General features: G+C 40.8%; 20 protein-coding genes and 1 tRNA gene. 8 read left to right on the forward strand and 13 right to left on the reverse strand.

Annotated elements, in window-relative coordinates:
* Positions 1-11 precede the first annotated feature (11 nt).
* Positions 12-87, forward strand: a tRNA-Val gene (locus PSH54_RS11575).
* Positions 88-860: 773 nt separating this feature from the next.
* Positions 861-2,501, forward strand: coding sequence for a tetratricopeptide repeat-containing response regulator (locus tag PSH54_RS11580; RefSeq protein WP_273606198.1), 1,641 nt, complete (start codon positions 861-863; stop codon positions 2,499-2,501).
* Positions 2,502-2,556: 55 nt separating this feature from the next.
* Here PSH54_RS11580 and msrB read toward each other — a convergent pair whose 3' ends face one another.
* The 7 genes from msrB to PSH54_RS11615 form a co-directional block, all read right to left on the reverse strand.
* Positions 2,557-2,997, reverse strand: coding sequence for a peptide-methionine (R)-S-oxide reductase MsrB (gene msrB / locus PSH54_RS11585; protein ID WP_004588868.1), 441 nt, complete (start codon positions 2,995-2,997; stop codon positions 2,557-2,559).
* 343 nt (positions 2,998-3,340) lie between these two features.
* Positions 3,341-3,781 (reverse strand): hypothetical protein, encoded by a 441-nt coding sequence (locus PSH54_RS11590; protein WP_024034163.1) that lies wholly within the window; start codon positions 3,779-3,781, stop codon positions 3,341-3,343.
* Between the two features lie 11 nt (positions 3,782-3,792).
* Positions 3,793-4,299, reverse strand: a complete 507-nt coding sequence (locus PSH54_RS11595; protein ID WP_004588866.1) for a DUF2919 domain-containing protein — start codon at positions 4,297-4,299, stop codon at positions 3,793-3,795.
* A gap of 9 nt (positions 4,300-4,308) precedes the next feature.
* On the reverse strand, positions 4,309-6,327 hold the full coding sequence (ligA, locus tag PSH54_RS11600) for an NAD-dependent DNA ligase LigA (RefSeq protein ID WP_273606199.1): 2,019 nt from the start codon (positions 6,325-6,327) through the stop codon (positions 4,309-4,311).
* Between the two features lie 72 nt (positions 6,328-6,399).
* Positions 6,400-7,161, reverse strand: a complete 762-nt coding sequence (gene zipA / locus PSH54_RS11605) for a cell division protein ZipA (protein ID WP_096041447.1) — start codon at positions 7,159-7,161, stop codon at positions 6,400-6,402.
* 72 nt (positions 7,162-7,233) lie between these two features.
* Positions 7,234-10,629, reverse strand: a complete 3,396-nt coding sequence (locus PSH54_RS11610) for a chromosome segregation SMC family protein (protein WP_273606200.1) — start codon at positions 10,627-10,629, stop codon at positions 7,234-7,236.
* A gap of 67 nt (positions 10,630-10,696) precedes the next feature.
* Positions 10,697-11,428: an RNA methyltransferase gene (locus PSH54_RS11615; protein WP_248444011.1), complete on the reverse strand. Its 732-nt coding sequence runs from the start codon at positions 11,426-11,428 to the stop codon at positions 10,697-10,699.
* A gap of 162 nt (positions 11,429-11,590) precedes the next feature.
* Here PSH54_RS11615 and PSH54_RS11620 point away from each other — a divergent pair, with 162 nt between their 5' ends.
* The 3 genes from PSH54_RS11620 to PSH54_RS11630 all read left to right on the forward strand — a co-directional run bounded on the left by PSH54_RS11620 (position 11,591) and on the right by PSH54_RS11630 (position 14,279).
* Complete coding sequence (locus tag PSH54_RS11620; protein WP_054983478.1) at positions 11,591-12,700, forward strand: YjgN family protein; 1,110 nt, start codon at positions 11,591-11,593, stop codon at positions 12,698-12,700.
* A gap of 9 nt (positions 12,701-12,709) precedes the next feature.
* Complete coding sequence (locus PSH54_RS11625; RefSeq protein ID WP_273606201.1) at positions 12,710-13,732, forward strand: M48 family metallopeptidase; 1,023 nt, start codon at positions 12,710-12,712, stop codon at positions 13,730-13,732.
* 181 nt (positions 13,733-13,913) lie between these two features.
* On the forward strand, positions 13,914-14,279 hold the full coding sequence (locus PSH54_RS11630; protein ID WP_273606246.1) for a DoxX-like family protein: 366 nt from the start codon (positions 13,914-13,916) through the stop codon (positions 14,277-14,279).
* 52 nt (positions 14,280-14,331) lie between these two features.
* Here the strand turns inward: PSH54_RS11630 and speB are convergent, their stop codons facing one another.
* Positions 14,332-15,255 carry an agmatinase gene (gene speB / locus PSH54_RS11635; protein ID WP_029772730.1) on the reverse strand — a complete coding sequence of 308 codons (924 nt, stop codon included), beginning with the start codon at positions 15,253-15,255 and terminating at the stop codon, positions 14,332-14,334.
* A 3-nt stretch (positions 15,256-15,258) separates the two neighbouring features.
* Positions 15,259-17,172 carry a biosynthetic arginine decarboxylase gene (gene speA / locus PSH54_RS11640; protein WP_273606202.1) on the reverse strand — a complete coding sequence of 638 codons (1,914 nt, stop codon included), beginning with the start codon at positions 17,170-17,172 and terminating at the stop codon, positions 15,259-15,261.
* A 252-nt stretch (positions 17,173-17,424) separates the two neighbouring features.
* On the opposite strand from speA, the gene PSH54_RS11645 reads away from it, so the two are divergent.
* Together PSH54_RS11645 and PSH54_RS11650 are read left to right on the forward strand one after the other, a co-directional pair.
* On the forward strand, positions 17,425-18,288 hold the full coding sequence (locus PSH54_RS11645; protein WP_273606203.1) for an alpha/beta hydrolase: 864 nt from the start codon (positions 17,425-17,427) through the stop codon (positions 18,286-18,288).
* Between the two features lie 2 nt (positions 18,289-18,290).
* Positions 18,291-18,896: a TetR/AcrR family transcriptional regulator gene (locus PSH54_RS11650; protein WP_273606204.1), complete on the forward strand. Its 606-nt coding sequence runs from the start codon at positions 18,291-18,293 to the stop codon at positions 18,894-18,896.
* Between the two features lie 44 nt (positions 18,897-18,940).
* Here the strand turns inward: PSH54_RS11650 and PSH54_RS11655 are convergent, their stop codons facing one another.
* The 4 genes from PSH54_RS11655 to PSH54_RS11670 form a co-directional block, all read right to left on the reverse strand.
* Positions 18,941-19,273 (reverse strand): YnfA family protein, encoded by a 333-nt coding sequence (locus PSH54_RS11655; protein ID WP_055253079.1) that lies wholly within the window; start codon positions 19,271-19,273, stop codon positions 18,941-18,943.
* A gap of 120 nt (positions 19,274-19,393) precedes the next feature.
* On the reverse strand, positions 19,394-20,263 hold the full coding sequence (locus tag PSH54_RS11660; protein WP_138579189.1) for an MYG1 family protein: 870 nt from the start codon (positions 20,261-20,263) through the stop codon (positions 19,394-19,396).
* A 268-nt stretch (positions 20,264-20,531) separates the two neighbouring features.
* Positions 20,532-21,002, reverse strand: a complete 471-nt coding sequence (locus tag PSH54_RS11665; RefSeq protein WP_004588851.1) for a GNAT family N-acetyltransferase — start codon at positions 21,000-21,002, stop codon at positions 20,532-20,534.
* A 158-nt stretch (positions 21,003-21,160) separates the two neighbouring features.
* Positions 21,161-23,425, reverse strand: coding sequence for a sensor domain-containing phosphodiesterase (locus PSH54_RS11670; protein ID WP_273606205.1), 2,265 nt, complete (start codon positions 23,423-23,425; stop codon positions 21,161-21,163).
* Positions 23,426-23,811: 386 nt separating this feature from the next.
* Here PSH54_RS11670 and cysZ point away from each other — a divergent pair, with 386 nt between their 5' ends.
* Positions 23,812-24,525 carry a sulfate transporter CysZ gene (gene cysZ / locus PSH54_RS11675; RefSeq protein WP_004588849.1) on the forward strand — a complete coding sequence of 238 codons (714 nt, stop codon included), beginning with the start codon at positions 23,812-23,814 and terminating at the stop codon, positions 24,523-24,525.
* Positions 24,526-24,527 lie beyond the last annotated feature (2 nt).

Here is a 24,527-nt window from a genome sequence, read left to right on the forward strand (position 1 = left end):
CTATTATATGTGGGTGATTAGCTCAGTTGGGAGAGCATCGCCCTTACAAGGCGAGGGTCACTGGTTCAAGTCCAGTATCACCCACCACATATAAACACTTCTTAATAATTATTATAAAATCCTATTTGGGTAATTAACTCAGTTATAAGAAAAAGAGAGCATCGCCGCCTTTTACAAATAATGGCGAGGGTCACTGGTTCAGTTCAGTATCACCCACCACATATAAACACGTCTAAAGCATCTAAACTCTTCTTAATAATTATTATAAAATCCTATTTGGGTAATTAACTCAGTTATAAGAAAAAGAGAGCATCGCCACCCTTTACAAATAAAGGCGAGGGTTACCGGTATCAAGCCAAGTAATCACCCACCACATATAAACACTTCTAAAGCATCTAAACTCCTCTGAATAATTATTATAAAAATCCTATTTGGGTAATTAATCCAGTTGTAAGAAAAAGAGAGCATCGCCGCCCTGTACAAATAATGGCGAGGGTCACTGGTTCAAGCCAAGTAATCACCCACCACATGTAAACACTTCAAAATACCTAAGTTAAAAAATTCCATAAATATCACTCTTAATTTGTCTTTTGCAAAACGATTAATCTGTAACATGTAAGGTTCTATATGGGTTATAAACTGCGTCATAAGCAAACATATAGTTAATCGCTCATTTAGAGCTGCTTTTTACCTATTAATTAAACATTGATTTTAAATCGCTAAGGCCAGGATAATATGAAGCCATCTAAACGTATGAAAATAACTTAATCTTCTAATAACCTCGGCTAATAGTTAAATTCCCTTGTAAGCAGCTAAACTGTTGATTATAGTCTGTGATAAATCAAACAACATGTAAGCCAATGCCAACTAAGATCTACGCCAAAGCCAAAATACTGATAGTGGAAGAGCAGCCCCTCGCTCAAAGCTATATGAAACAGTCGCTAGAAAGGCTTGGCTTTCGGCAGTTGCACTTTGCCGATCATGCAATTGCAGCAAAAGAGCAATGTTTGGCTGAGCAATTTGATTTAATTGTATGTTCGTTTAATTTAAGCAAACACCAAGACGGCTACCAACTCTACGAAGAACTCCGTGTTAAGCAACTGATAAAAAACTCCACCGCGTTTATTTTTATTTCTGCAGAAACCAGTGGTGCGCTAGTGCATAGCGTTTTAGAGCTTCAACCCGACGACTTTTTGGTAAAGCCATTTACGGTACAAGAGTTAAAAACGCGGATTGAGCGTATTCTAAAACGTAAAAATGAGCTTCAGAGCATTTATACCTTAGTAGATGATGGCAACGACTCTAAAGCAATAAAAGTAATCGATGCCGCTTTAAATAAAAAAAACAATATATACAGCCCTATCCTCCTTCGCTTAAAAGGAGATGCATTGCTTAGGCTAAACCGCAGTGAAGAAGCTAAAGACTTTTTTACCTCGGTGCTAGACATACAAAAATTTGCCTGGGCCAAAGTTGGTTTAGTAGAAGCCCTGATTGCTAATAATGAGCATATTCTTGCTCAGCGCATGTTAAAAACCATGCTTGAGCGCCATGAAACACGTTTAGTTGCACTGGATTTACTCGGCCGATTAGAAATAAAACTTAACCAATTTGAATTGGCGCAAAATTTTTTAAGCCAAGCAGTCGATATCGCGCCACGTAATATCCAAAGACAAAAATCGTTAAGTAATGTTTCGTTAATAAACCACGATTACGAAAAAAGCTACTTAACCCAAAAAGAAATAGCCAGCTATGCGCGTCATTCTATTCATGACAGCCCCGACATCTATCTCAATGCTGCCCGTGCCGGTATAGACTTTGCTTTAACCACAGATCAAACAGACCAAATACAACGTATTTCGCGTCAAACTAATAAATACATAAATGATTTAAAAAAGCAGTTTCCTAACAACGCAAACCAATCTCAAATTGATGTACTTAATGCGCGTTTGCACTATTTAAAAGACGAGCACCAAAAAGCCAAGCGCTTGATAGAGCAACTTGATGACGACGATACGTTAATACGCTCTGTAGATGGGGCGCTTGATAAAGCAAAAGCGTTTCACGAGCTGGGTTTTCATCAAAAAGCACAAACATTATTTAGCCAAATAATTAGCCATTGTGAGCGCCACCCCAATATGAGTGATACAACTTACCTGCGTTACATTCAACAGCAGCAAAGTGAGCGCCGCGACATTAAAATGGGCCCTAAAGAGCTTAACAACCATGCAGTAACTCAATTTAATAGAGGGCAATTAAATACGGCGTTAGAGGCGTTTACGCAAGCATTTAGAGTAATGCCGCGTAACCCAAGCATTGCGCTTAATTTATTACAGTGTTTGTTTGATTCGACAAAACAAAAAGGCGGCACTTTTAACTTGGTTATTGCTAAAAAGTGTTACGCCCTTTTGAGTAACTCTACACTGCAGCCAGATCAGTCGCAGCGATTAGATAAAATTTTGCATATGGCAAAAGAAATGAAACTCGATATTCAATCCCCCTAGCGCTAACTAGCGGCTAGAAATAGCTGTTTATCTTGATTGAAAGCTAACTATATAATTAAAGCTTTTTCATTGCAGCGGCATTTACACAATAGCGCAAACCCGACGGTGCTGGCCCATCAGGAAAAATATGCCCTAAGTGTGCATCACACACATTACACACCACTTCAACGCGCTGCATACCATGGCTTAAATCGTTCACATAACCAATTGCATCGACAGTTGCAGGCTGCGTGAATGATGGCCAGCCTGTGCCGCTATCAAACTTTTCATCGGCATCAAAAAGTAAATTATCGCAGCATACACACGCGTATTTACCCGGTTCTAGTAATGTGCAACTTTGTGAGCTGTGCGGGCGTTCTGTGCCCTTTTTACGTGTCACATAGTATTGCTCATCACTTAGCATTGCCTGCCATTGCGCGTCTGTTTTTACAACCTTTTCGCGTGGCGTAGGATTGCCATTATTGGCAAAATTTATAACATCATTCCAAGTAAGCATAATAGCCTCCTTCGGTATTAATAAGTGATTAGGGTCTGTTGATCTTTTAAGGTTAAATTTGCAGCAGTCTGTTTGGTATTTAGGCAAGTCAGAGCCTATGCAGTGTGGTTATTCCCCATAATTGGGCGATAACGCGTAGCATTAATGCCAAACAGGCGCTGCCCAACGGGTTCTTCCTAGGGGCTATTTACTCTTTGTTGCCTACATGGATGTAGGTAAAGGGCGTGAGCAGGACGCGGAAGCTTTGCTCAGCTTTTACTTAGCCCACTAGGTTACAAACTTCGCGCCGCGATTAAATAGCCCCTAGTTTGAACAAACTTTAATCCGCAAAGTTCAACAGCCCCTAACTAAAGCGAATAGTTTGCTTTTCGTGATCTGAAAGTATGCGCTTCATGTAGGCGTCTATGTCATTTTTTTGTGCGGGTAAACTTACACTAAATTGTCGCTCGTTATTGCTATGAATAATAAGCTCATCGTTCTTACTTTCTATATGTTCAATGTTGCCAATAACAAGCCATTGCGGGCCAAATTTTTTATCAAAAAAGCCTGCCAAGCTAAATAACATTAAGTGCTGTGCATCGCGCTGAATAAAGTTATCAAGCGTATTGCGCTTTTTAAAGGCGGGTGTCAGCCTGTAACAACACGAACAAAACACAAATAACCATAATCCTATTACGGCAGAAAACCAAATATGATCAGTTAGCGATGTAAACAACACCAAAGCGCCTAAAATAATGCCAATACCAAGCACTACAATGGCAATTTTTTTATTAATGTTATCCATTTAGCTCCCTTTTATTTAGCGTTTTTATCATCTGCTTTTTCGGTAGGCTCTGGCCAATCGTTAAAAAACACCTGCAAATAACGACTCTTTGCCAAGTACCACATTACCCAAAACACAATCACCATTTGCACAGCTAAAAACAGTGAAAACCTGTAATGACTATGTGCAGCTTGTATTGTTAACCAGCTTAAGTCGGTTATTGCACACACAAGTAACGGCCAGCGCATGTAGCGCCACACCATCGCTAAACGCGCACTTTGTTGATGAGAGTCGCGCGGTCGTCTTAAGCAAAATAAAAAAGTGGGCACTATCGCAATAGCGCCAATCGAAATTGCGATAAAAAAATCGTTTTTAGATTTAAAAAATAGCGACATTAAATCAAGCTCAGGGCGACGACTCAGCGCCGCTATAACCCAAATAAAATACGCACGTAGTAACACCAATAAACTCAGATGAAATGCAATTGGCGTACGGTAGCTTCCGTATTTATCCCAGTACTCGGGTCCATATCGGCTCATTTTATTACCCTAAGCATTGTACTTATCAAACAGTGCAATTAAGTCATCTTCGCTAAGTATGTCTATGCCTAAATCTTGTGCTTTAGTTAATTTAGAGCCGGCTTTTTCGCCCGCCACCAATGCATCTGTTTTAGCCGACACACTACCGGCTACTTTTGCACCTAACTGTTGTAAGCGTGCTTTAGCATCGTTTCGGTTTAAAGTATTAAGAGTGCCAGTTAATACATAGGTTAGCCCAGCTAAGGGTTGCTCATCCTCTGAAGGCGGCGTTAGTGCTGGCCAATTAATGCCTTGTTCAATTAAAGCATTAACCACATCTACATTATGTTGCTCATCAAAAAAGCCACGAACATGAGTTGCTACAATAACCCCTACATCACTCACTTGCGTAAGGCTTTCAATACTGGCTTGGGTTGCCTTTTCAAGTGTTAAAAAATGATTTGCTAAGTTTTGCGCTGTGGCCTCGCCAACCTCACGAATACCCAGCGAATATAAAAACTTTGCAAGCGTCGTTGTTTTTGAAGCTTCAAGCGCATCTACTAAGTTTTTAGCCGACTTAGGACCCATACGCTCAAGTGACTCAAAGTGACCTTGTTTTAATATAAATAAATCTGCGGGGGTTTTTACCAGCTCTCTATCAACCAGCTGATCAACTATTTTGTCGCCTAAGCCATCTATATCAAGCGCTTTGCGTGATGCAAAATGCTTTATCGCTTGTTTACGCTGAGCTTGGCACACTAAGCCACCGGTACAACGAGCCACGGCCTCGCCTTCTACTTTTTCAACGTGTGAGTCACAAATGGGGCAACTGGCAGGAAATACAATGTCGCGTGCATCATCTGGGCGTCGCTCAAGTACTACTTGTGTAATTTGCGGAATAACATCGCCGGCGCGGCGTATAATTACTGTATCGCCTACCTTTACGCCTAAGCGGGCTATTTCATCGCCATTGTGCAGCGTTGCGTTTGATACCGTAACACCGCCTACAAATACAGGCTCTAAACGCGCTACCGGCGTTATTGCGCCTGTGCGACCAACCTGAAATTCTACATCAAGTAACTGGGTTATTTCTTCTTGCGCAGGAAACTTATAAGCAATTGCCCAGCGCGGTGCACGTGCAACAAACCCTAAACGCTCTTGTAAGGCTTTTTGGTTTATTTTAATTACTACGCCATCAATTTCATATTTAAGCTCGCTTCTGCGCGTTAAAATATCACTGTAGTAATCTAAAGCCGCTTGCGTACCTTCAACTAACTTTGTTTCTGGGCACAGCGGTAAACCCCAATCAGTTAATTTTGCCAATTGTTGGTAGTGATCCTCAGGGATTGAGCCATCGGCCACCAGCCCAGTGCTATACGCATAAAACATTAGCGGGCGCTTAGCGGTGATTTTTGAATCAAGCTGGCGTAGGCTACCTGCGGCTGCATTTCGAGGATTTACAAATACTTTTTCGCCACGTTTTTCGGCTTCGCTGTTTAGTTTTTCAAACCCAGCGCTATCCATAAATACTTCGCCACGTACTTCAAGCTCTGCGGGGTAATCGCCACGCAGCTTAAGGGGCACGTTACGGATTGTTTTTACATTTTGTGTAATATTCTCGCCAGTAAAACCATCGCCACGAGTTGCGGCCTGCACAAGCACGCCGTCACGGTAAATAATCGACACAGCCAAGCCATCTAACTTAGGTTCACAACAAAAAGTGAGCTCATCTTGGCTCATTAAACGCTCTTTAATACGGCGGTTAAAGGCGCTAAATTCTTCTTCACTAAAGGCGTTATCAAGCGATAGCATAGGCACTTGGTGAGCAACTTGTTCAAATTTACTCAGCGCAGCGCCTCCGACCTTTTGAGTGGGTGAGTCAGGCGTTAAAAATTCTGGGTTTTCTCTTTCAAGGGCGCTTAACTCGCGCAATAGTCTGTCGTATTCTGCATCAGGAATACTGGGTGTATCAAGGACATAATAATTGTAGTTGTGTTGCTCTAACGTACTACGAAGATGATTAATTTGCTCACTAATGCTGCTAGACATTTAAACCTCAAAAAACATAAAAAAAGCCACTTTTAGGTAAGTGGCTTAATAAAAATAATGTGTGCGTATAAATTACGCAGAAAATGCACGAACCTGCTCAACATATTGACGAACGCGCTCAACGGTCATTTCTTCACGCTCGGCATCTAAAATTTGTGCACCAAATTCATCGGCAATTTTCTTAGCTGCGCTATGTAACATATTAAAAGCAGCTAGCCCGTCGCCTTCACAAGGTAAAGTCATAAATAAGCTAACCCCTGCGGTGCTAAACTGTTCCATATTATCAATATCAAACGTACCTGGGTTATACATATTTACTAATCTAAATAACACTGGACCTTGCCCTGCAGGGTCTATGTGGCGATTAAAAAAGCCTTCTTCTGAATATTTAAATCCTAAGGTATTTACTGCAGGCAATAACTTACTACCTTGCATGCTTAGCCCCTCAGGCATTTGAATATGCACAATAACAAAGTCAGACACATCTGCTGGCGCTTCTTTTTCGCTCTCTGGCTCTGGTTCTAACTCTGGCTCTGGCTCTTGAACTACTTGCAGGTCGTCTTCAATGGGTGTTTGCGCCACGCTAGTATCTATTTGCGGCTCGTTTGCATCAAAGTTTAGCTCACCAAATTGCGGCTCATCTCGCTGGGCAACAACCGGCTCTTTAGGTTCAACTGGTGTATGCGAAGGTGTATCTTGCATTGGCTCAACCCGCTCTGAAGGCGCTACCTCTGGGCTGTCTTTTTTTCTAACTGACCATAAACCATGTACTAATAAGCCACCTATGACAAGTACACTGATCACAATTAAAACCAATCTTAGTTCTTCGGCCATCCCCTCACCTTTTATTATTTGTTATGCCTAAACCCGTGTATTAATTAACACTAATACGCTTAAAATAAACTGTTATGTGTGTGCAAGTTGCACTGCTTGTTCTATATCTACTGCTACCATGCGTGATACGCCTGGCTCTGCCATAGTAACGCCAGTTAAACGCCCTGCCATTTCCATCGCAATTTTATTATGACTAATATAAATAAACTGCACCGATTGTGACATTTCTTCAACCAAACGGCAAAAGCGTACCACGTTAGCATCATCAAGCGGCGCATCTACTTCATCCAGCATACAGAATGGAGCTGGATTGAGCCTGAATATAGAAAACACCAATGATAATGCGCTCAGCGCTTTTTCTCCACCACTTAACAGATGAATTGTCGAATTTTTCTTGCCTGGTGGCTGTGCCATTATACTAACACCACTTTCGAGTAAATCGTCACTGGTTAATTCTAAATACGCGCTACCACCGCCAAATACTTTTGGAAATAGCTCGGCAAAGTCGTTGTTCACTTGATCGAAGGTAGCTTTAAAGCGTGTTTTGGTTTCGCTGTCAATTTTACGAATCGCCCCTTCAAGCGTATTTAACGCTTTGGTTAAATCCTCAAGTTGATTATTCAGATAATCACTGCGCTCTTTAGCTTGTTCAAACTCATCTATTGCGGCTAAATTAACTGGACCTAGCTTATCTAATTGATGCACAAGCCCACTGATCTGATTTTGCGCTGCATTTAAACTCAGTGAATCAGGCAGTGTATCTAAAACACTTTTTAAACTTTGCTTTAATTCTTCAAGCGGCTCAAGTGCTGCCTGCGCTTTTATAATTAGGCTTTGCTCTTCAATACTTAGCTTTTGATGTTGTTCTTGCAAACCTGTCAGCTCACCTTGAGAGTGCTTAAGGCTGGCTTGTTTACTTATAAGTGTTTGCTTTGCCTCGTTAAGCTTTTTTTGTAACGCGACCAAGCTAGCTTCGCCCTGTTGATGCTTTATTAAAAGCTGTGCTATTTGCTCAGTGAGCTCTTGCTCGGGTATAAGCAACGCTTCCATTTGCGCTTGCAGCTCTTGCGCTTCTTCTTGCGCACTAATGAGCTCTTGCTCAGCATGATTAAGCTTTGTTTGACTAAGCTGCCACTCACTGTGTGCTTTTTGCTCTTTTAACGTGGCCTGATGCGCTTGTGTTTTATATTGCTCAAGTGTAGCTGCAGCTTGGCTGTATGCAGTATTACTGCGTGTGCAAGCGGCGTCGGCGCTTGCCAGTTCGTCAGCTAAATTATGTTGCTGTTGATGTAACACTTCAAGCGCACTGTTGTGCTCATCGCGCGTTTTTAATAATTGTGATTGCTCAGTGGTTAATGCACGCTTTTGTTGCTGGTACTTTTCTAGTTGCTGTAAAAATTGTGCTACTTGCTCTTTTAACATGTCGCTGCGCGTAGTGGCCACGGCCATGTTTTGTGCTAATTGATGAATTGCATTTTTAAGTACTGCTAACTCATCACTCAGCTTTTGCTGCTGTGTTTTTAGCGCATTAAGTTTCTCAAAATCCCTTGCGAGGCTATTTTCGGCCTCTACTAAGCTCGCTGTTTTTTGCTTTAACTGTGTGTGTTTTAAAAGTTGTGAGTTTTCGGCGTTTTTGTCTGCGCTACGGTGCCAGTTTCGAGCATGTAAAGCACCGCTTTTATCCATAACCGCAATATAAAACGTATCATTTAACGCAGCGAGTTCAGCGTTTTCGCTGTACGCAATACGGGTCAATAAATCAGGGTAAACACCCTCAGTAACTAACGCCGCAACGCTATTGACTGGTATTTCACTTTTATGCGGCCACACACTATTATTGCTTTGCACATCAGCTACGTTTAGGTGCTCAAGCGTTTGCAGTGCCTGTTCAACTATATGTTCAAACCCTGGTTTTACCTGTAATTGATTAAATAAAGTGTGCTGCTTATTGTCATCTTCAATCCCTAAACTGCTTTTAAGCCCAGCAATGCGAGCTTTTAGTTCATTAACGTGCTGTAAGCTTTGCTGATGCTGTTGCTCAGCGTCATTTACTAAATCGGTTTGCTCTTTAAGCGCTGCGGTGCAGTGTGTTTGCGCCGTTTGCTTACTGGCAAGCTCTTGAGTTAGGGTTTGTTTGTATTTTTGTTGCTCGGCTAGTTGCTGCTCTAATTGGCTACTTTTAATATCGTCAATTTGGCTATTTAGTTGGCTTATCTGTGCGTTTACATGGACTAAGGCTTGCTCTGTTTGCTTAACACTACTTTGCTGAGCCTGTACTTTATTATTAAGCGCGTGCTGTTGTTGATTAAGGCTTTGCCATGCGTTTGTGTGCTTATTTTTTTCATCTGCTAAATCTGCAAGTGTAAGGGTAAGCTCTTCAACTTGTTCGCTGCACTCTAAACTGTACTCGCTTATCTCTTGGTGGCTCACAGATAACTGCTCACACACATTTTGTTGCTGTGTTTTTAGCGCTTCACTTTGCAGCTTTCGCTGCTCAAGCTTAACCACACTTTGTTTAAGTGTTTGCGTTTGCTGTTTAATATTAATGTGTTGTTGTTCGGCGCGGGTCAACTCTGTGTGGGTAACGTGTTGCTGATGCTGCGCATCGTTAAGCGCATCTTGCTCTGCATTTACTTGAGCCTCTAGGCTTGCAAGCACATCGTCGTGGCCTGAGTGAGCCGTTTTAAAAAAGGCGATTTGCTCATTAAGCTTTTTGATTTGCTCACTTTTTTCAAGCTGTTGTTGATGCAGCTTTTGCCATTTTAATACAGCTACTTGGCCTTTTAAGGTACGCTCTTGCGCTTTTAAATCGCGGTATTTTTTCGCATCAACCGACTGCACAGCCAGTTTATCTAGTTGCGCTTGTAATTCTTTGCGCACATCAAGTAAACGCTCAAGGTTTTCGCGGGTACTTTTAATTCGGGTTTGCGTTTCGCGGCGGCGTTCTTTGTATTTAGACACACCCGCGGCTTCTTCTAAAAATACGCGTAGCTCTTGAGGTTTGCTCTCGATTAAACGCGAGATCATCCCTTGCTCTATAATTGCGTAACTACGCGGGCCAAGCCCAGTACCTAAAAATATATCGGTAATATCGCGCTTACGACATTTGCTCCCATTTAAAAAGTACAACGATTGGCCATCGCGTGTTACTAAACGCTTAATCGCTATTTGGTTTCTGTCGGCAAATGTATTAGGTAAATCACCTTGGGTGTTATCAAAAATAAGCTCTACTGAGGCTTGCGAGATTGGTTTACGATTAGTTGAGCCATTAAAAATAACATCGGTCATGGCATCGCCACGTAAGTTTTTAGCTGAGCTTTCACCAAGCACCCATCGCACAGCGTCAATCACGTTTGATTTGCCACAGCCGTTAGGCCCAACAACACACGTCATTTGATCAGGAAATGGAATTTTAGTGGGCTCTACAAACGATTTAAAGCCCGCTAATTTAATAGTGCTTAAGCGCATCTTATTGTTATTACCGATTATTATTGTTATTACTTACAAACAATTTAACTCATAAACAGTTAAAAAGTTAAGCTTGGCGTTTAAAGTTATCTAAAATAATACCTGTGGCCATTGCCACATTAAGTGACTCTGCCTCACCAAAAGCCGGTATGGTTATTTTGTCGCTTACTAATTTTGCACACTGCTCGCGTATGCCATGCGACTCACTGCCCATAAGCAATACACCCTTTGCGCTAAGGTCCGTTGTATGTACGCTTTGCCCATCTAAAAATGCCCCGTAAATAGGCATATTTAATGTTTGTAAGTATTCAGGTAGCTCTACTTGGCTTACCGACACTCTGACAAACGAACCCATGGTAGCGCTAATTGTTTTAGGGTTGTAAGCATCGGCGCTGTCGGTACTTGTTACTATATGTTTAATGCCATACCAGTCGGCAACTCTGATAATAGTGCCTAAATTGCCCGGATCAGAAACTCCATCAAGCGCCAATATTAAGCCGGTATTATTAGGTAAATCAGCCTTTGGCATATCAACCACTGCAATGGCCGCGTTATTACTTACTAAGGTACTGGCTTTAGTCAGCGACTCTTCTTCTGCTGGCGTAAAATCTACATGTGGAAACTGGTTTTGGTGAGTATTTATAAACGCCTGTGTTGCAAATATATCAACCGCCTTTAATGGGCTGTTTAACAACTCAAGTACGTTTTTTTCACCTTGTACAAGGTATTGATTATATTGCTTTCGGTACTTTTTTTGGCCAAGTTGGCGAATAAGCTTGAGTTGGTTTTTTGAAATCATAACAGCCCCATAAAATTATCGCCCTAGTATACCAGAGATGATTTAAAGTGCAGCACCACATATATTAAAAGCAGCGCCATTGTAGGTTGTAAGGCTATTAAAGATTGAGCTTTGCACCAAATTTAGGTAAATTAACAAAAAAACAACATGGATATAATTTTAATGGAATCAATACACCCTACTCCCCCAGAAACCACCCCTGCAGTAAGTGAACCTGCTGCCCCTATTTTTAGCGGCAAAGTACAGTTTAGCGGTAAAGGCGGTGAGTTTTTTGGTATTTGGATAGTCAATATTTTACTGAGCGTACTTACTTTAGGTATTTACTCGGCTTGGGCAAAAGTGCGCACAATGCGATACTTTTATGGCCACACCCGCATTGACGGACACAGCTTTGACTACTTAGCCACCCCGATGCAAATTTTAAAAGGCCGTATTTTAGCGGTTATTGTATTTTTAATTTACTCCTTTGGTAGCAGCTTTTTTCCTCTTGTAGGCTTATTATTTGCGGTTGCTTTTATCTTTTTAATGCCGTGGATTATTAACCAAGGCCTGCGCTTTAATATGCGTATGACCCGTCATCGTAATGTACGCTTTGCATTTAAAGGCGATTACGGCGAAGCCTTCATTAACTTTATTCTTTTACCTATTGCCAGTATTTTTACCCTTTATTTATTAATGCCGTATGTTTTAAAACGTATCGACACGTACATACATAGCAATATTAGCTACGGTGACACGCCATTAACCGTAAACCTTAAAGGTGAAACCTACTACTTAACCGCCCTTATTTGCTTTGTGGTGAGCTCTATCACTATGGTGATATTTATGGCTGTATTAGGCTTATTTGGGCTTGATTTAATGAATGTAGAAAACCAACAAGCTGCACAAGATCCAGCCAAAATGGGCATTATGTTTGGTGGATTAATGATTGCTTACGTATTTATGATTGCGATAGTAACCGCTGTGTGGGCTGCGGCTATTCGTAACCATATTTTTGATAACAGTCAATTTGAAGACGTAGCATCATTTAAATCAGAGCTTAAGCCTATTCCTTTTGCCATATTACTATTAACCAATATGCTGGCCATTGTGTTTTCTTTAGGGCTTGCCTACCCGTGGACCAAAGTGCGTACATCGAGAATGCTTGCCGAGGTTACAACCGTTAATATTTACCCAAGCGCGCTAAATTTAGTGGATACCGCGCAGCAAGAGCAGTCATCGTTTGCTGAAGAAGCAGCCAATGTATTTGATATTGACCTATCGCTAACCTAAGAGCTTATTATGCACGTACAGGGACATTACTTCCCCAAGGCATCAAGCAATTACCAGCAAGGTGTCGCTAACATTAGCGACACCTGTGTTGAGATTAGCTACGATGACCAGCTTATTTCAAGCCATGCAATAAGCGATATAACACTCACTTCTGGCCTAGCTGGGCTTGCTGATGAACTAAATTTTAATGATGGCAGCCGCTTTATCCCTACTGATGTAAATTATCGCTGGCCTTTTAAAACAAATAAGCATGACCTACTAGAGCGCCTTGAAAAAAGTAAATGGGCTATTATCGCGGCCGTTATTTTTACACCGCTTTTTATGTGGTTAATGCTTTATAAAGTTGTGCCCGCTATTGCTGTTTACAGTGTTGATACCCTGCCGCGCAGTGTAGTAGAGCAAATGGGTGAACAAAGCTTTACCCTAATTGAAAAGCTCGCGCTTGATGACAGTGAGCTGCCTAATGAGCAACAAACTAAAGTACAACAACACTTTAATACCATGCTTAATGCGCTCTCGCTTGAGCCATCGGTTTATAGGTTATCGTTTTATAAATCAGAGGCCTTTGGAGCGAATGCGTTTGCAATGCCCCACGGGCGTATTGTCGTAACCGATGAGTTAGCAAATTTATTAGCCGATAAACCCAACGCACTAAAAGCCGTATTACTTCACGAAATTGGCCACGTAGTCCACCAGCATAGCGTACGCATGACTGCTCAATCGGCAGCCAGTACCATTGTACTTGCAGTTATATTTGGCGATTTAGAAGGCATAGCAGAAGTGGTACTTGGTACGGGGGCATCTTTTGCACAGCAAGGGTTTTCTCGTGATATGGAGCGCGAGGCAGATAGCTATGCACTCATTCAACTTGAGCATTTAGGGTATTCAAGCAACGACTTTGCCGATGCCATTGAAGCATTACAAGGTGCGCACACCAGCGAAAACGAACACCTTGAAAAGGTAAATAATTTGCTCGAATATTTATCTAGCCACCCAAGCGCACAAGAGCGAATAGACAATGCGAGGAAATAACCCCGGTTATATACAAATTGCTCGCTACATAGAGAGTCTAAGTTGGGTATACTAATTCGATTAACTATAGGAGCTATTTTAACGATAAATAAATCATTTATTAACTAGGCAAAAAATTTTTTGTTTAGTGGTTCTAAATAGAGATTTTTTAACGACGTTAGTAATTGATTTAGTACGTTAAATTGTTCAAATAGTTATTTGGGTTAGTATCATTCACGGCTTTTTTCCAAAGCTTTATCATATTGCCCCGCTTGAAAAACTAATGACTGGTAGTGCGGGTTTTTCAGCAGAAGTGTCTGACTTAATTACACGTTCTGCGGGTATTGGCGAAATTATATTTGGATTATGCTTATTAGTGTTTTATAAAAATAAGCACATCGTTATTTTAAATATTTTAGCGCTTTTAGGGCTTTTGTTAGCGGTTGTAGTAATGCAGCCACAATTACTCATTGAAGCATTTAATCCAGTAACAACTAACCTGCCGCTTATTGGGTTAAGTTTTATTTGGTTAAAAGAAATTAAGCTGCAAAATAATCGACACCTCTAAAATAAAAAAGGTTTGCCAGTGCATACCTTTTTGTAGTGCTTAACTTATAGCGTTAATACTTATTTTTATGTGTCCACAGGTGCAATAATTCACTGGCAATTGTTGCTGCGGCAATAGCGGTAAGCTCACTTTGGTCGTACGACGGTGAAACCTCTACCACATCCATACCCACCATATTTATGCCTTTTAGTGCGCGCAGTATTTTAAGCACTTTATCTGATGTTAAACCACCGCATACAGGTGTGCCTGTACCTGGTGCAAATGCTGGGTCTAAACAATCTATATCAAACGTTAAGTAAACGGGTAAGTCGCCTACTCGCTCACGTATTTGCGCTGCTATTTCATTGGCGTGCAAATCGTTAGCTTGCATTGCATCAATCACTGCAAACTCATGTTTGCTTTGATCAAAGTCGGTACGAATACCAATTTGGATACTGTGCTCTACATCAATCAGCCCTTCCATGGGAGCATGATAAAACATAGTGCCGTGATCAAAACGCGAGCCATTGCTGTATGTATCAGTGTGCGCATCAAAATGAACCAGTGCCATTTTGCCATGTATCTTTGCATGCGCGCGCAATAGCGGAAGCGTTACAAAGTGATCGCCACCAAGGCCTAACAGCGTTGCCCCTTGGCGAAGTATTTGCTCTGCAGCCATTTCTAGCTGTGCCGTAAAATACTCAGGATCGCCTACCGGATAAGTAAAGTCCCCCGCATCAGCAACCGTTAAACGCTCAAACAAAGGAAATGTCCACGGGTATTTAGTGTCTTCCCAGGCTAAATGTACCGACGCACGGCGAATGGCATCGGGCCCTAAGCGTGCACCGGGGCGGCCCGATGTTGCTAAGTCAAAGGGTAAGCCTAGTACAACGACATCTGCATCAATGGCATTAATGTTTTGCACCATAGGACGACGTAAAAACGTCATCCCGTTTGAATACAGTGAGTGGTCAACATGACCAAACAAGCTAGACATTGCTTATAACTCTTCTAAATAAGTGTAGCCATTAAGGCCGCTTTGCAACTCGTCTAAAACGCTTTGCTGTTCATTTTTATCTATTTTTGCAGACACTAACTGCGCGTACGAGTGTTGAAAGCTCTCAACATCTAAATGTACATAGCGCATCATATCGGCTACGGTATCACCTTGGTTTATTTCACTAATACTGGCAACGCCTTGCTCATCCATATTGATAATGGCGCTGTGCGTATCGCCAAATAAATTGTGCATATCACCTAAAATTTCTTGGTACGCACCCACTAAGAAAAAGCCCATTAAGTAAGGTTTATCAGCACTGTACTCAGGTACGGGTAATGTGCTTTCAATGCCTTGGCCATCAACATAGTGCTCAAGTGCGCCGTCTGAATCACAGGTAATATCAAGTAATACAGCGCGTTTTTTTGGTGCTTCGGTTAAGCCACTTAATGGCAATACCGGAAACACTTGATCAATCCCCCATGCATCAGGAAGCGATTGAAAAAGCGAAAAGTTTACAAAAAACTTATCGGCTAAACGCGCGTTCAACTCGTCAATAATCGGGCGATGAAAACGGTTTTTGTTATCCATGTGTTTGTTAAGCTCATAACAAATACGTAAGTTAACTTGCTCTGCCCACGCACGCTGCGTTAAATCTAAAAGCCCAAGTGCAAACTGGTTATGCGCTTCCGCTAAATCCCCTTGGCTGTCGTGGTAAATTTCAATCAGTGCGCGGTCATCCGTTAAATCGGTTAACTGCACAAACGATGCCCACATATTATTTAATAAAAGCGGTGCATCTGCTGCTGGCGCTACTAACTCTTCTGGCGTGTAACTTTCAGTACCAATAACATTAGAAATAAGCACGGCATGGTGCGCCGTTAGTGCACGCCCCGACTCAGAAATAATCGTCGGCATGGGCTGCGCGTATTGCTTACATGTATCACCTATGGTGTACACAATATTATTTGCATACTCAGCTAAACTGTAGTTCATTGAATTATGTGATTGGCTGCGGGTACCATCGTAATCAATAGCTAAACCGCCCCCTACATCTAAGCACTCAATGTTTGCACCTAATTTGCGTAGCTCACAGTAAAAACGCGCGGCCTCACTTACACCTAAACGCACATCACGAATGTTTGCCATTTGCGAGCCTAAGTGAAAATGCACAAGTTGCATTAAATCAAGCTGGCCTGCCTCTTTTAAACGATTCACTACATGCAAAACTTGCGACGCTGATAAACCAAATTTAGATTTTTCGCCGCCACTTGCTTGCCACTTACCTTTGCCTTGCGATGCTAAACGAACGCGAATACCAATACGTGGTTTAACATTTAGCGCTTTTGCTTGGCTAAGTACCATGTCGAGCTCAGAGAGTTTTTCAAGCACTATGTATACTTTGTGGCCTAGCTTTTCGCCAATCAGTGCTAAGCGCACATATTCTTTGTCTTTGTAGCCATTACATACAATCACTGCACTGGTTTTTTCTGCCATTGCCAAAACAGTTAATAGCTCTGGTTTGCTGCCCGCCTCAAGGCCTAATTGTTTTTTTTCTAATTCGGCTTGGCTTGCTACTATTTCTTCAACCACTTCGCGTTGTTGGTTTACTTTAATTGGGTAAACTAATAAGTAATCTTTTGGGTAACCATAGTTTTCAATCGCGGTATTAAACGCGTCACATAAACTGTGCACACGATGATGTAAAATTTGTGGAAAGCGCACTAAAGCCGGCAAGCTTAAGCCTTTTTCTTCTAGCTGCTTTGCAATATCTGTAAGTGCAATAGTTTGCTCTGGGGCGTGAGCCTTTGGCGCAACATACACATCACCTTGATCATTAATACCAAAAAAACCTTGGCTCCAATGACGAACATTGTAACTCGTGCGAGCTTGTTCTAGTGATATTGTCTCTTTCATTTATCTTTCTCTTGTATTTAATGAATGCCGGTTCGGCTAGTTTCGCGCATTAAAAGAAAAATAGACTTTTAAGTCCAACAAGTATTTTTACTCGTAACGAGTGATTTTTAGTGTTGAGAGAAAAAACACCTACACCTTAGCTTTTACAGCTAACCGCCTTTAGTAAAGCAAGCTGGTTATGCGGCTAAAAAAATAAGTACAGCTGTACTTTTTTAAGATAAAATAGAACAACTGTACTTATTTGGTATAAACATGAAACAAATTTATTTTAATCAAAACAAGCCACCTAAATTTTCTAAAATAACAAAGGCTGCCACTTTTGGTTTGACCAAAACATTTCCTAAACTCAGTGCCCGCCTTGCCATGAAGGTATTTTGTAATCCGCATAGCCGACGCCAATACGAATTTAGAACATGTATACAGCCAATTAATATTAAACTTACTACCGAGCTTGGCGCTGTAAACCTGTACTATTTTAGCCAAGCCGAAAACACTAAAACGGTATTTTTATCTCATGGCTGGGCCGATAGCACTAATCGGTTTACTGCTTTAATAGATGAACTACTTGAAAAAGGCTTTAATGTTTACTCAATTGATCACATAGGCCATGGCTATTCGCACGGCAATACCTCGCACTTATACGGGTATATGCAGGGCCTAACAGCGGCTTTTGAGTACTTTAATGGGCAAAATATTACAATTAATAGAGTCGTTACACACTCTATGGGCGGTGTTGCTTTGTTAAACTTAGCGCCTCATTATTTAGAGAATAAAAAAATTGTGATGATCTCTGCCCCTGCACAAATATTTGAAGCCATGTTTGCTAAGGTCAGGCAAGTGGGTATTTCTGAGCTCATGCTAGAAAATATGCTTAATAAAGTGTCGGACAAATATGGTATTAACTGGCAAAACCTTCACCCTGATCATTCTAAAAATAAAATTAACGAAAACATGTTGTTTATTCATGATAAAAATGACTCAGTGGCAAGCTTTGAGGCAATAAAATTATTAACTGAGAACACACCCGCAACACTTGTGGCCACACAGGAGCTGGGACACGTGCGCATTTTAAAAAGCCAATACGTGTACGACCAAATAACACGCTTTATGGATTAACGATGAAAAAAAGTGAGAGCACAAAACGCAATATTTTGCACAAAGGAATGGCCTATGCGGCTGCACATGGTTTATATAGCTTGTCGATAGGAAAAATAGCGGCAATGACTAACATGTCGCGTACTGGGGTGATCTCACACTTTGGCAATAAAGAAGATATGCAAGTGGCTATTTTGGCCTACACCGAAGAAGAGTTTAGAAAACAGGTTGTTGATATATCTGCTGATGAAGATGCGTTAATTCATTTAAATAATTTTCAGCAACGCTGGCTTGAGTGGCTCAATTTTTTAGATACGGTATCGCCTGGTAAGCAGGCAAGTTGCCCGCTCATTAAAGCGTCGGTAGAGTTTAAAGCAAGCCCCGACTGTTTGGTAAGGCAGTTTATGCAAGACCAACACTTAAAAATGATTAACTACCTCACTAAACTTGCAGTTAACTGCCAAGCACAAGGCTACTTTAGCCAAGACAAAGAGCCGAGCATTTTTGCGTATGAATTTTATGGCTTATATACCGGGCATGTTGTACAAACAAGCTTAATAGATAATCCAGCTTTAACGCTTACTTATAAAAAAGTAGTTGGCAATTTAATTGCGCGATATATGCGTTAACAGTGGCCTGTAAGGCGTTTTTTACCTTTAATATGGCGTACTTTTTAAGCGCTTTTAGGTGCAAAAATAATAATAGCCATGCCCAGTAAGGCAACCGCCCCGCCCACTACATCCCACATTGTAAGCTTTACGCCATCAACTGCCCATAACCACAGTAAAGCCACGCATATGTACACACCGCCATACGCGGCATACACCCGTCCAGCGGCTGCGGGGTGTAACGTTAGCAACCATGCGAATAGCGCTAAACTGAATGCTGCAGGTATTAAAAGGAATATGGATTTATCTTCTTTAAGCCAAAGATAAGGTAAGTAACAGCCAATAATTTCTGCCAGTGCGGTAATAATAAATAGCGCGATAGTTTTTACTTCAAACATAAAGCCTCACGTGATTTAAATAACGAGAGCATAATGAAGCTAAGTAACTGCATACTAGTTACTTAGCTAAATAGTACTAATTTGGGTAAAAAAATTTTACCCATATTTAAGTAAAACAGGTTACTCAGCTAGGGCCACGTCGGCCAGCTTCATTGTACTTTCGAACGATTTAGTACCGGCTATAAATAAACCATTGTGGCAAAATACAGCGTCGTCTAAGCCTGTTTCAGCTTGGAACTCTTCATCAGATAAACCAGCCCACGCTTTAGGCAGTGACTTTCTGTCTTCAAACGAGCCGGGCTCTACTGGTACAGTTTGAATAATCCATTGGCCGTTTTGCGAAGGGTAAACCATAAATAAAGCGTCGCTTGATAAATGGTGTACTGTTTTTTTCCATGGTGTGTATTTTTCTAAAATAATCACGCGGGGATCTTTTGCCTCTTTTATTGCTTTTGCAACAATATCTTTGGCGTTAATGCTTCCTTTTGCTGAGGCAATAAAACGGGTTAATAAACGCGCTGCAAACTCAACGGCTTCATCAAAGCATTCATCAAAGTTGCCTTCCTCTTCCCATGTTGGATTAAACATAGAAAGCGTTTGGCTAAGCGTTATGCCCTCAACCACACCTTTAACGTAGCCACAATCTATGGCATCAATTGTAGAGACTAAACCAGCGTCAACTCTATCAGCCACCGCTTGGTTATTATCACACAGCGCTAAACCATACTTTTTCCAAATTAAGCCAAATGACGAGTATGGCGTGCCATTTTCGCGCTCGCCTGCGCCGCCGCGTTGGTGGTGATCAAAGCGTCCTGTGTCAGGGTTGTATTCACCACCTACATCAACAACAATATCGGCACTTTCTATTACTGCTTTATCGCGGGTTCGTACCAAGTTAAAGGCAGGCAATACATGCTTAAGTACCGCAATACTAAACACGTCATCGGCATGGAAATTACCACTGTGGGTTACTACTGTTAAATCGCTCATTGGTTTTGGGCTACTTTTAAAAAAGATAAAATTCTCACTTATGAAGTGCTAAATAAAGGTTTATACCCGTTTGCTTAATCAAGTAATTTATTTTGAAGCAAAAAAGCTTGTTTATAGCCAGGTTTTGCCTCTTAAAATCATTAAGTATTACTGTGCACAGGTATTAAATATACGTGGCGAATTTTATACGAAGATAGCAGTGAAAAACAGTGAAGTATTTTTTGCGCCTACAGAGTCAGCTATAGGCACACAGTAGTAAATAGCTTATTTATTCTGGCTCAGGGCTCAGGGCAAGCTCCATAAATACACTTTGCGGGTTATCTTGATACGAGCCAAAGCTTGCACAGCGCGCAAAACCTAAATCTTCATATAAACTAATTGATTCGGTTTGCTTTGGGCCTGTTTCTAATCGGATAAGTGGAATTTTTGTTTCGCCGGCGTAATGCAGTAGGTTTTGCATTATGCGTCTTGAAAAACCTCTACCACGGTAACTTGGTTTTACGTATAAACGCCTTATTTCGCCATATAGCGCGCCGTCATTTTGCTTAACAATAGCGCCACAGGCAATAATGCCATCTTCGTTTTTTAAACCAATTGCATAAACGTTGTCTTTGCTTAATTCTTCTAATTTGAGAGATTGGGCTGTAGCCACGGGGTATAAGGAGTTTATCAGTCTATCTATATCTGCAAACACATTAACTACATCAGGATCCTTAGGGGTTAATTCGACTAACTGCATCTCTTGTCGTCCATTTTATTATTTTGAATCGTTATAGTGACTTCATAATATATACTTAATACGCGTGTTCCTAGTGTTGTTTAAACAAAATGTTTTAATAAGGTAAAAATGGCTTTATTAAAACGTTAGCTTAATTTACAAAAACGACGCACAGCCTGCTAAGCACTTAGGCTTTGCTTTTTTAATTGATGGGCATGCCACTTAATATAATTACTGGCATTCATAGGTTTTGCGACTAAATAGCCTTGTATGCAATCTGCATTGAGCAAGTTTAGTAACTCAAATTGCGCCTCTTGCTCTACACCTTCAGCAACAACGGTAATGTCTAAACTTTTGCCTAGGCTTATAATCGTATTAACAATATTAAAGCCTTTGCCTTTATCTAAAATCTTATCGATAAAGCTTTTATCAATTTTTATTTCCTGCACGGGGAACGCATTTAAATGGGCTAAACAGGAATACCCTGTACCAAAGTCGTCTATAGAAAACACAAAACCTTGTTCTTGTAGCTCCGTCATTTGCTTTATTGTGCTGTCAATATCGCCCGATAGCATGGTTTCGGTGATCTCAAGTTTAATATGCTGCGGTTTTATGTTGAACTCTTTAATTGTAGAGCAGAGCTCACGGGTAAGCTGTGCAGAATTAAACTGTATATGACTAATATTTATAGATACGCTAAAGTGCTCATCTATCATGTTTTTTTCATTAAGTTGATTAATAAGGCGGCATATATTGCGAAGCACTATGTTTTGCAGTTTTTGAATCAGGCCATATTGCTCTGCAATAGGAATAAACTGATTAGGCGCAATAACCCCTTTATTAGGGTGCATCCACCTTATCAGGGCTTCTGCACCTACTATCTTTCCTTGCATACTAATTTGCGGCTGAAAATACGCACAAAATTCGTTATTTGCGATTGCTCTTACAATATCCGTTTCTAATTCGGCTTGGTTTTCGAGTAAAGTTTGCAGTTTAGGGTCATAAAAGCTGCAGCTATTGCCGCCTTTTGCCTTAGAGCGGTACATAGCAGTATCTGCAAATTTTAATATGTTATCGGTGGCTGTGTGCTCTTCGTTAATTAAGCAAATACCTATACTGCAACTAACTTGAAATGCCAGCTCCCCTATTGCAAACTTATCATTAAACACGCCTTGTACTTTTTTAGCGACTATTTCGGATTCAATACAGGCTTGGTGATTATGCTCGCCAATGTATTCGAGTAAAATAATAAATTCATCACCGCCCACTCTAGCTAAAGTATCAGATGATCGTATTACGCCACCTAAGCGTTTTGCTAATTCTATTAATACTTGATCTCCGGCGCCGTGGCCTAATGAATCATTTATTCTTTTAAAGTTATCAACATCTAAAAACAGCAATGCGCCCGTTTTTTTGGTGCGTTTAATACGCTCTACACACTTTGCTAGGCTGTCGCTGAGCATTCGTCTGTTGGGAAGCCCTGTTAGTGGATCAAAAAACGCAAGCCGTTGAACTTCTTGCTCGGCTTTTTTGCGAAGGGTTACATCTCTTGCCATCCACACTACGTGCTTAAGTTCTGGTTTTTCTGGCTGGTAGTTAGTAAGTGCAGCCGCTCTTCCTTCAAAGGTTATGTGGCCTTTGGGCACGGCTAAATCGTACTCAAATATTTGCATTTCATTGGTGCGAATGGTTTTTTTTATAATCCCCATGATCATGTCGGCATCTTTAACTGGGAACAAGTCTTGCACATTTTGACCAATTAAATCGGTGGGCGATTCAAGTAATAAGTCACTCGAGGTACCGTAAATATCGGTATAGACGCCCTCTTCGTTCAAAATCAAAATAAGATCGGGCATCACTTGCGTAAATGCTTTAAATTTTTCAATACTTTTTTGCAGGTCTGCCACTAGCTGCCTAGCTTTGAGCGACTCTGCGCTTTTTTCAAGTGCTATGCTAGAAAAGTGTACAAAATAGTCAATGAGTTCTAAATCTTGCTGTGTAGGCGCTTTAGGGGCGCCGTGGTAAATAGCAAAAGTGCCTAATATTTCACTGGTGGTTGAAATAATCGGGGTTGACCAACAAGAATATAAACCGTAGCTGTGCGCTAAATCTTTGTAACCTTCCCACAAGGGCGAAAGGTCAATATTTTGCACAATAACTTGCTCATTTTTATAAGCCGCGGTGCCACAAGACCCTACATTAGGGCCTATAAACACACCATTAATGGCCTTTAAATATTCATCGTCAATATTTGGGGCAGCACGATGAAATAACTGATTACCTGTTAAAGACAGTATTGAGCATCTTGCAGAGCTGTCTTCAATAACTTGCTCTATAGCTAAACAAATATCTTGTAAAACATCGTCTAAGGCAATGCCTAACGCGATTTTAGATAATATATCCTGCTGGTGAGATAACAATTGTTTTAGTTTTGCAGTATTCATACTTCACCATGCATCTAGGTACTTTTATGTTGCTACGCACTTTAAAAAAGTGCAGTGCATCAACAAATTCCTGCTCTTAGTTCATATATTTAAAATGAGTATAGTTAATAAACTTACAGCGCGAGTTTTATTATTACGATTATGGAAATTGTTTTTTAATAAAATAGCTAAAAAACAACTTTAGTATGCGTTAAGCCTACATTATTTTGCAACAAAAAATAAACATCCATAACAAAAACAATCCAGCCAACACACTCTAAAACTTTTTAAAAATTTTGCAGGTTTAACACTTTGTTACTTAAAAAGGCTGTTCAAAATTATCAGTCTAATTATACTGCATGCAGATATGAGTCTTTCTTGAGGTTACTGTGCAGATCATACAAGGTATGGAATATTTTTTTTCAGGCTTTAAATTAATTAGCCAAAAAGGCCTTAAGCGCTTTGTGCTTATTCCACTTTTACTTAATATTTTATTGTTTGGTAGTTCATTATTCTTTTTATTTGGTTGGTTAAGCGACAGCTTTAATTATATAAACAACATGTTACCTGAGTGGCTAAGCTGGCTTGAATGGTTAATGTGGCCCATTGCCGTGCTTGTGGTGCTATTTAGTTACAGCATGCTATTTACGGTAATAACCAACTTTATTGCGGCCCCTTTTAACGGACTACTCAGCGAAAAAGTAGAGCTTTATTTAACGGGTCAAAAAATAAATGACGACGGTTTTGCTGATTTAGTAAAAGACATTCCACGCATGGTAGGCAGAGAGTGGACAAAGCTTTGCTATTACTTACCCCGCGCTATTGGCTTTTTTATTTTGTTGTGGATTTTACCCGTTATTGGACAAGTGTTATGGGTTTTATTTACATGTTGGATGTATGCTGTGCAATACAAAGATTTTGCCTTCGATAACCATAAAGTAGGCTTTAAGCAAATGAAAGACGATTTAAAGTCTAAACAAGGTTTATCTTATGGTTTTGGCTTTGCTGTTATGCTGCTCACTGCAATCCCATTTATTAACCTAATTGTTATGCCCGTTGCTGTGTGTGGCGCTACTCGTTTGTGGGTAGATAATTATCGCTCTAAATACCGAGCGGGCTAACA

This window comes from Pseudoalteromonas sp. Angola-30 (assembly GCF_028599215.1).
Lineage (GTDB): Bacteria > Pseudomonadota > Gammaproteobacteria > Enterobacterales > Alteromonadaceae > Pseudoalteromonas > Pseudoalteromonas atlantica.

Bases quoted from the DNA above. Each gene is read 5' to 3' on its own strand.
- PSH54_RS11580 (WP_273606198.1), top strand. From the start codon at position 861: ATGCCAACTAAGATCTACGCCAAAGCCAAAATACTGATAGTGGAAGAG.
- msrB (WP_004588868.1), bottom strand. From the start codon at position 2,997: ATGCTTACTTGGAATGATGTTATAAATTTTGCCAATAATGGCAATCCT.
- PSH54_RS11590 (WP_024034163.1), bottom strand. From the start codon at position 3,781: ATGGATAACATTAATAAAAAAATTGCCATTGTAGTGCTTGGTATTGGC.
- PSH54_RS11595 (WP_004588866.1), bottom strand. From the start codon at position 4,299: ATGAGCCGATATGGACCCGAGTACTGGGATAAATACGGAAGCTACCGT.
- ligA (WP_273606199.1), bottom strand. From the start codon at position 6,327: ATGTCTAGCAGCATTAGTGAGCAAATTAATCATCTTCGTAGTACGTTA.
- zipA (WP_096041447.1), bottom strand. From the start codon at position 7,161: ATGGCCGAAGAACTAAGATTGGTTTTAATTGTGATCAGTGTACTTGTC.
- PSH54_RS11610 (WP_273606200.1), bottom strand. From the start codon at position 10,629: ATGCGCTTAAGCACTATTAAATTAGCGGGCTTTAAATCGTTTGTAGAG.
- PSH54_RS11615 (WP_248444011.1), bottom strand. From the start codon at position 11,428: ATGATTTCAAAAAACCAACTCAAGCTTATTCGCCAACTTGGCCAAAAA.
- PSH54_RS11620 (WP_054983478.1), top strand. From the start codon at position 11,591: ATGGAATCAATACACCCTACTCCCCCAGAAACCACCCCTGCAGTAAGT.
- PSH54_RS11625 (WP_273606201.1), top strand. From the start codon at position 12,710: ATGCACGTACAGGGACATTACTTCCCCAAGGCATCAAGCAATTACCAG.
- speB (WP_029772730.1), bottom strand. From the start codon at position 15,255: ATGTCTAGCTTGTTTGGTCATGTTGACCACTCACTGTATTCAAACGGG.
- speA (WP_273606202.1), bottom strand. From the start codon at position 17,172: ATGAAAGAGACAATATCACTAGAACAAGCTCGCACGAGTTACAATGTT.
- PSH54_RS11645 (WP_273606203.1), top strand. From the start codon at position 17,425: ATGAAACAAATTTATTTTAATCAAAACAAGCCACCTAAATTTTCTAAA.
- PSH54_RS11650 (WP_273606204.1), top strand. From the start codon at position 18,291: ATGAAAAAAAGTGAGAGCACAAAACGCAATATTTTGCACAAAGGAATG.
- PSH54_RS11655 (WP_055253079.1), bottom strand. From the start codon at position 19,273: ATGTTTGAAGTAAAAACTATCGCGCTATTTATTATTACCGCACTGGCA.
- PSH54_RS11660 (WP_138579189.1), bottom strand. From the start codon at position 20,263: ATGAGCGATTTAACAGTAGTAACCCACAGTGGTAATTTCCATGCCGAT.
- PSH54_RS11665 (WP_004588851.1), bottom strand. From the start codon at position 21,002: ATGCAGTTAGTCGAATTAACCCCTAAGGATCCTGATGTAGTTAATGTG.
- PSH54_RS11670 (WP_273606205.1), bottom strand. From the start codon at position 23,425: ATGAATACTGCAAAACTAAAACAATTGTTATCTCACCAGCAGGATATA.
- cysZ (WP_004588849.1), top strand. From the start codon at position 23,812: ATGGAATATTTTTTTTCAGGCTTTAAATTAATTAGCCAAAAAGGCCTT.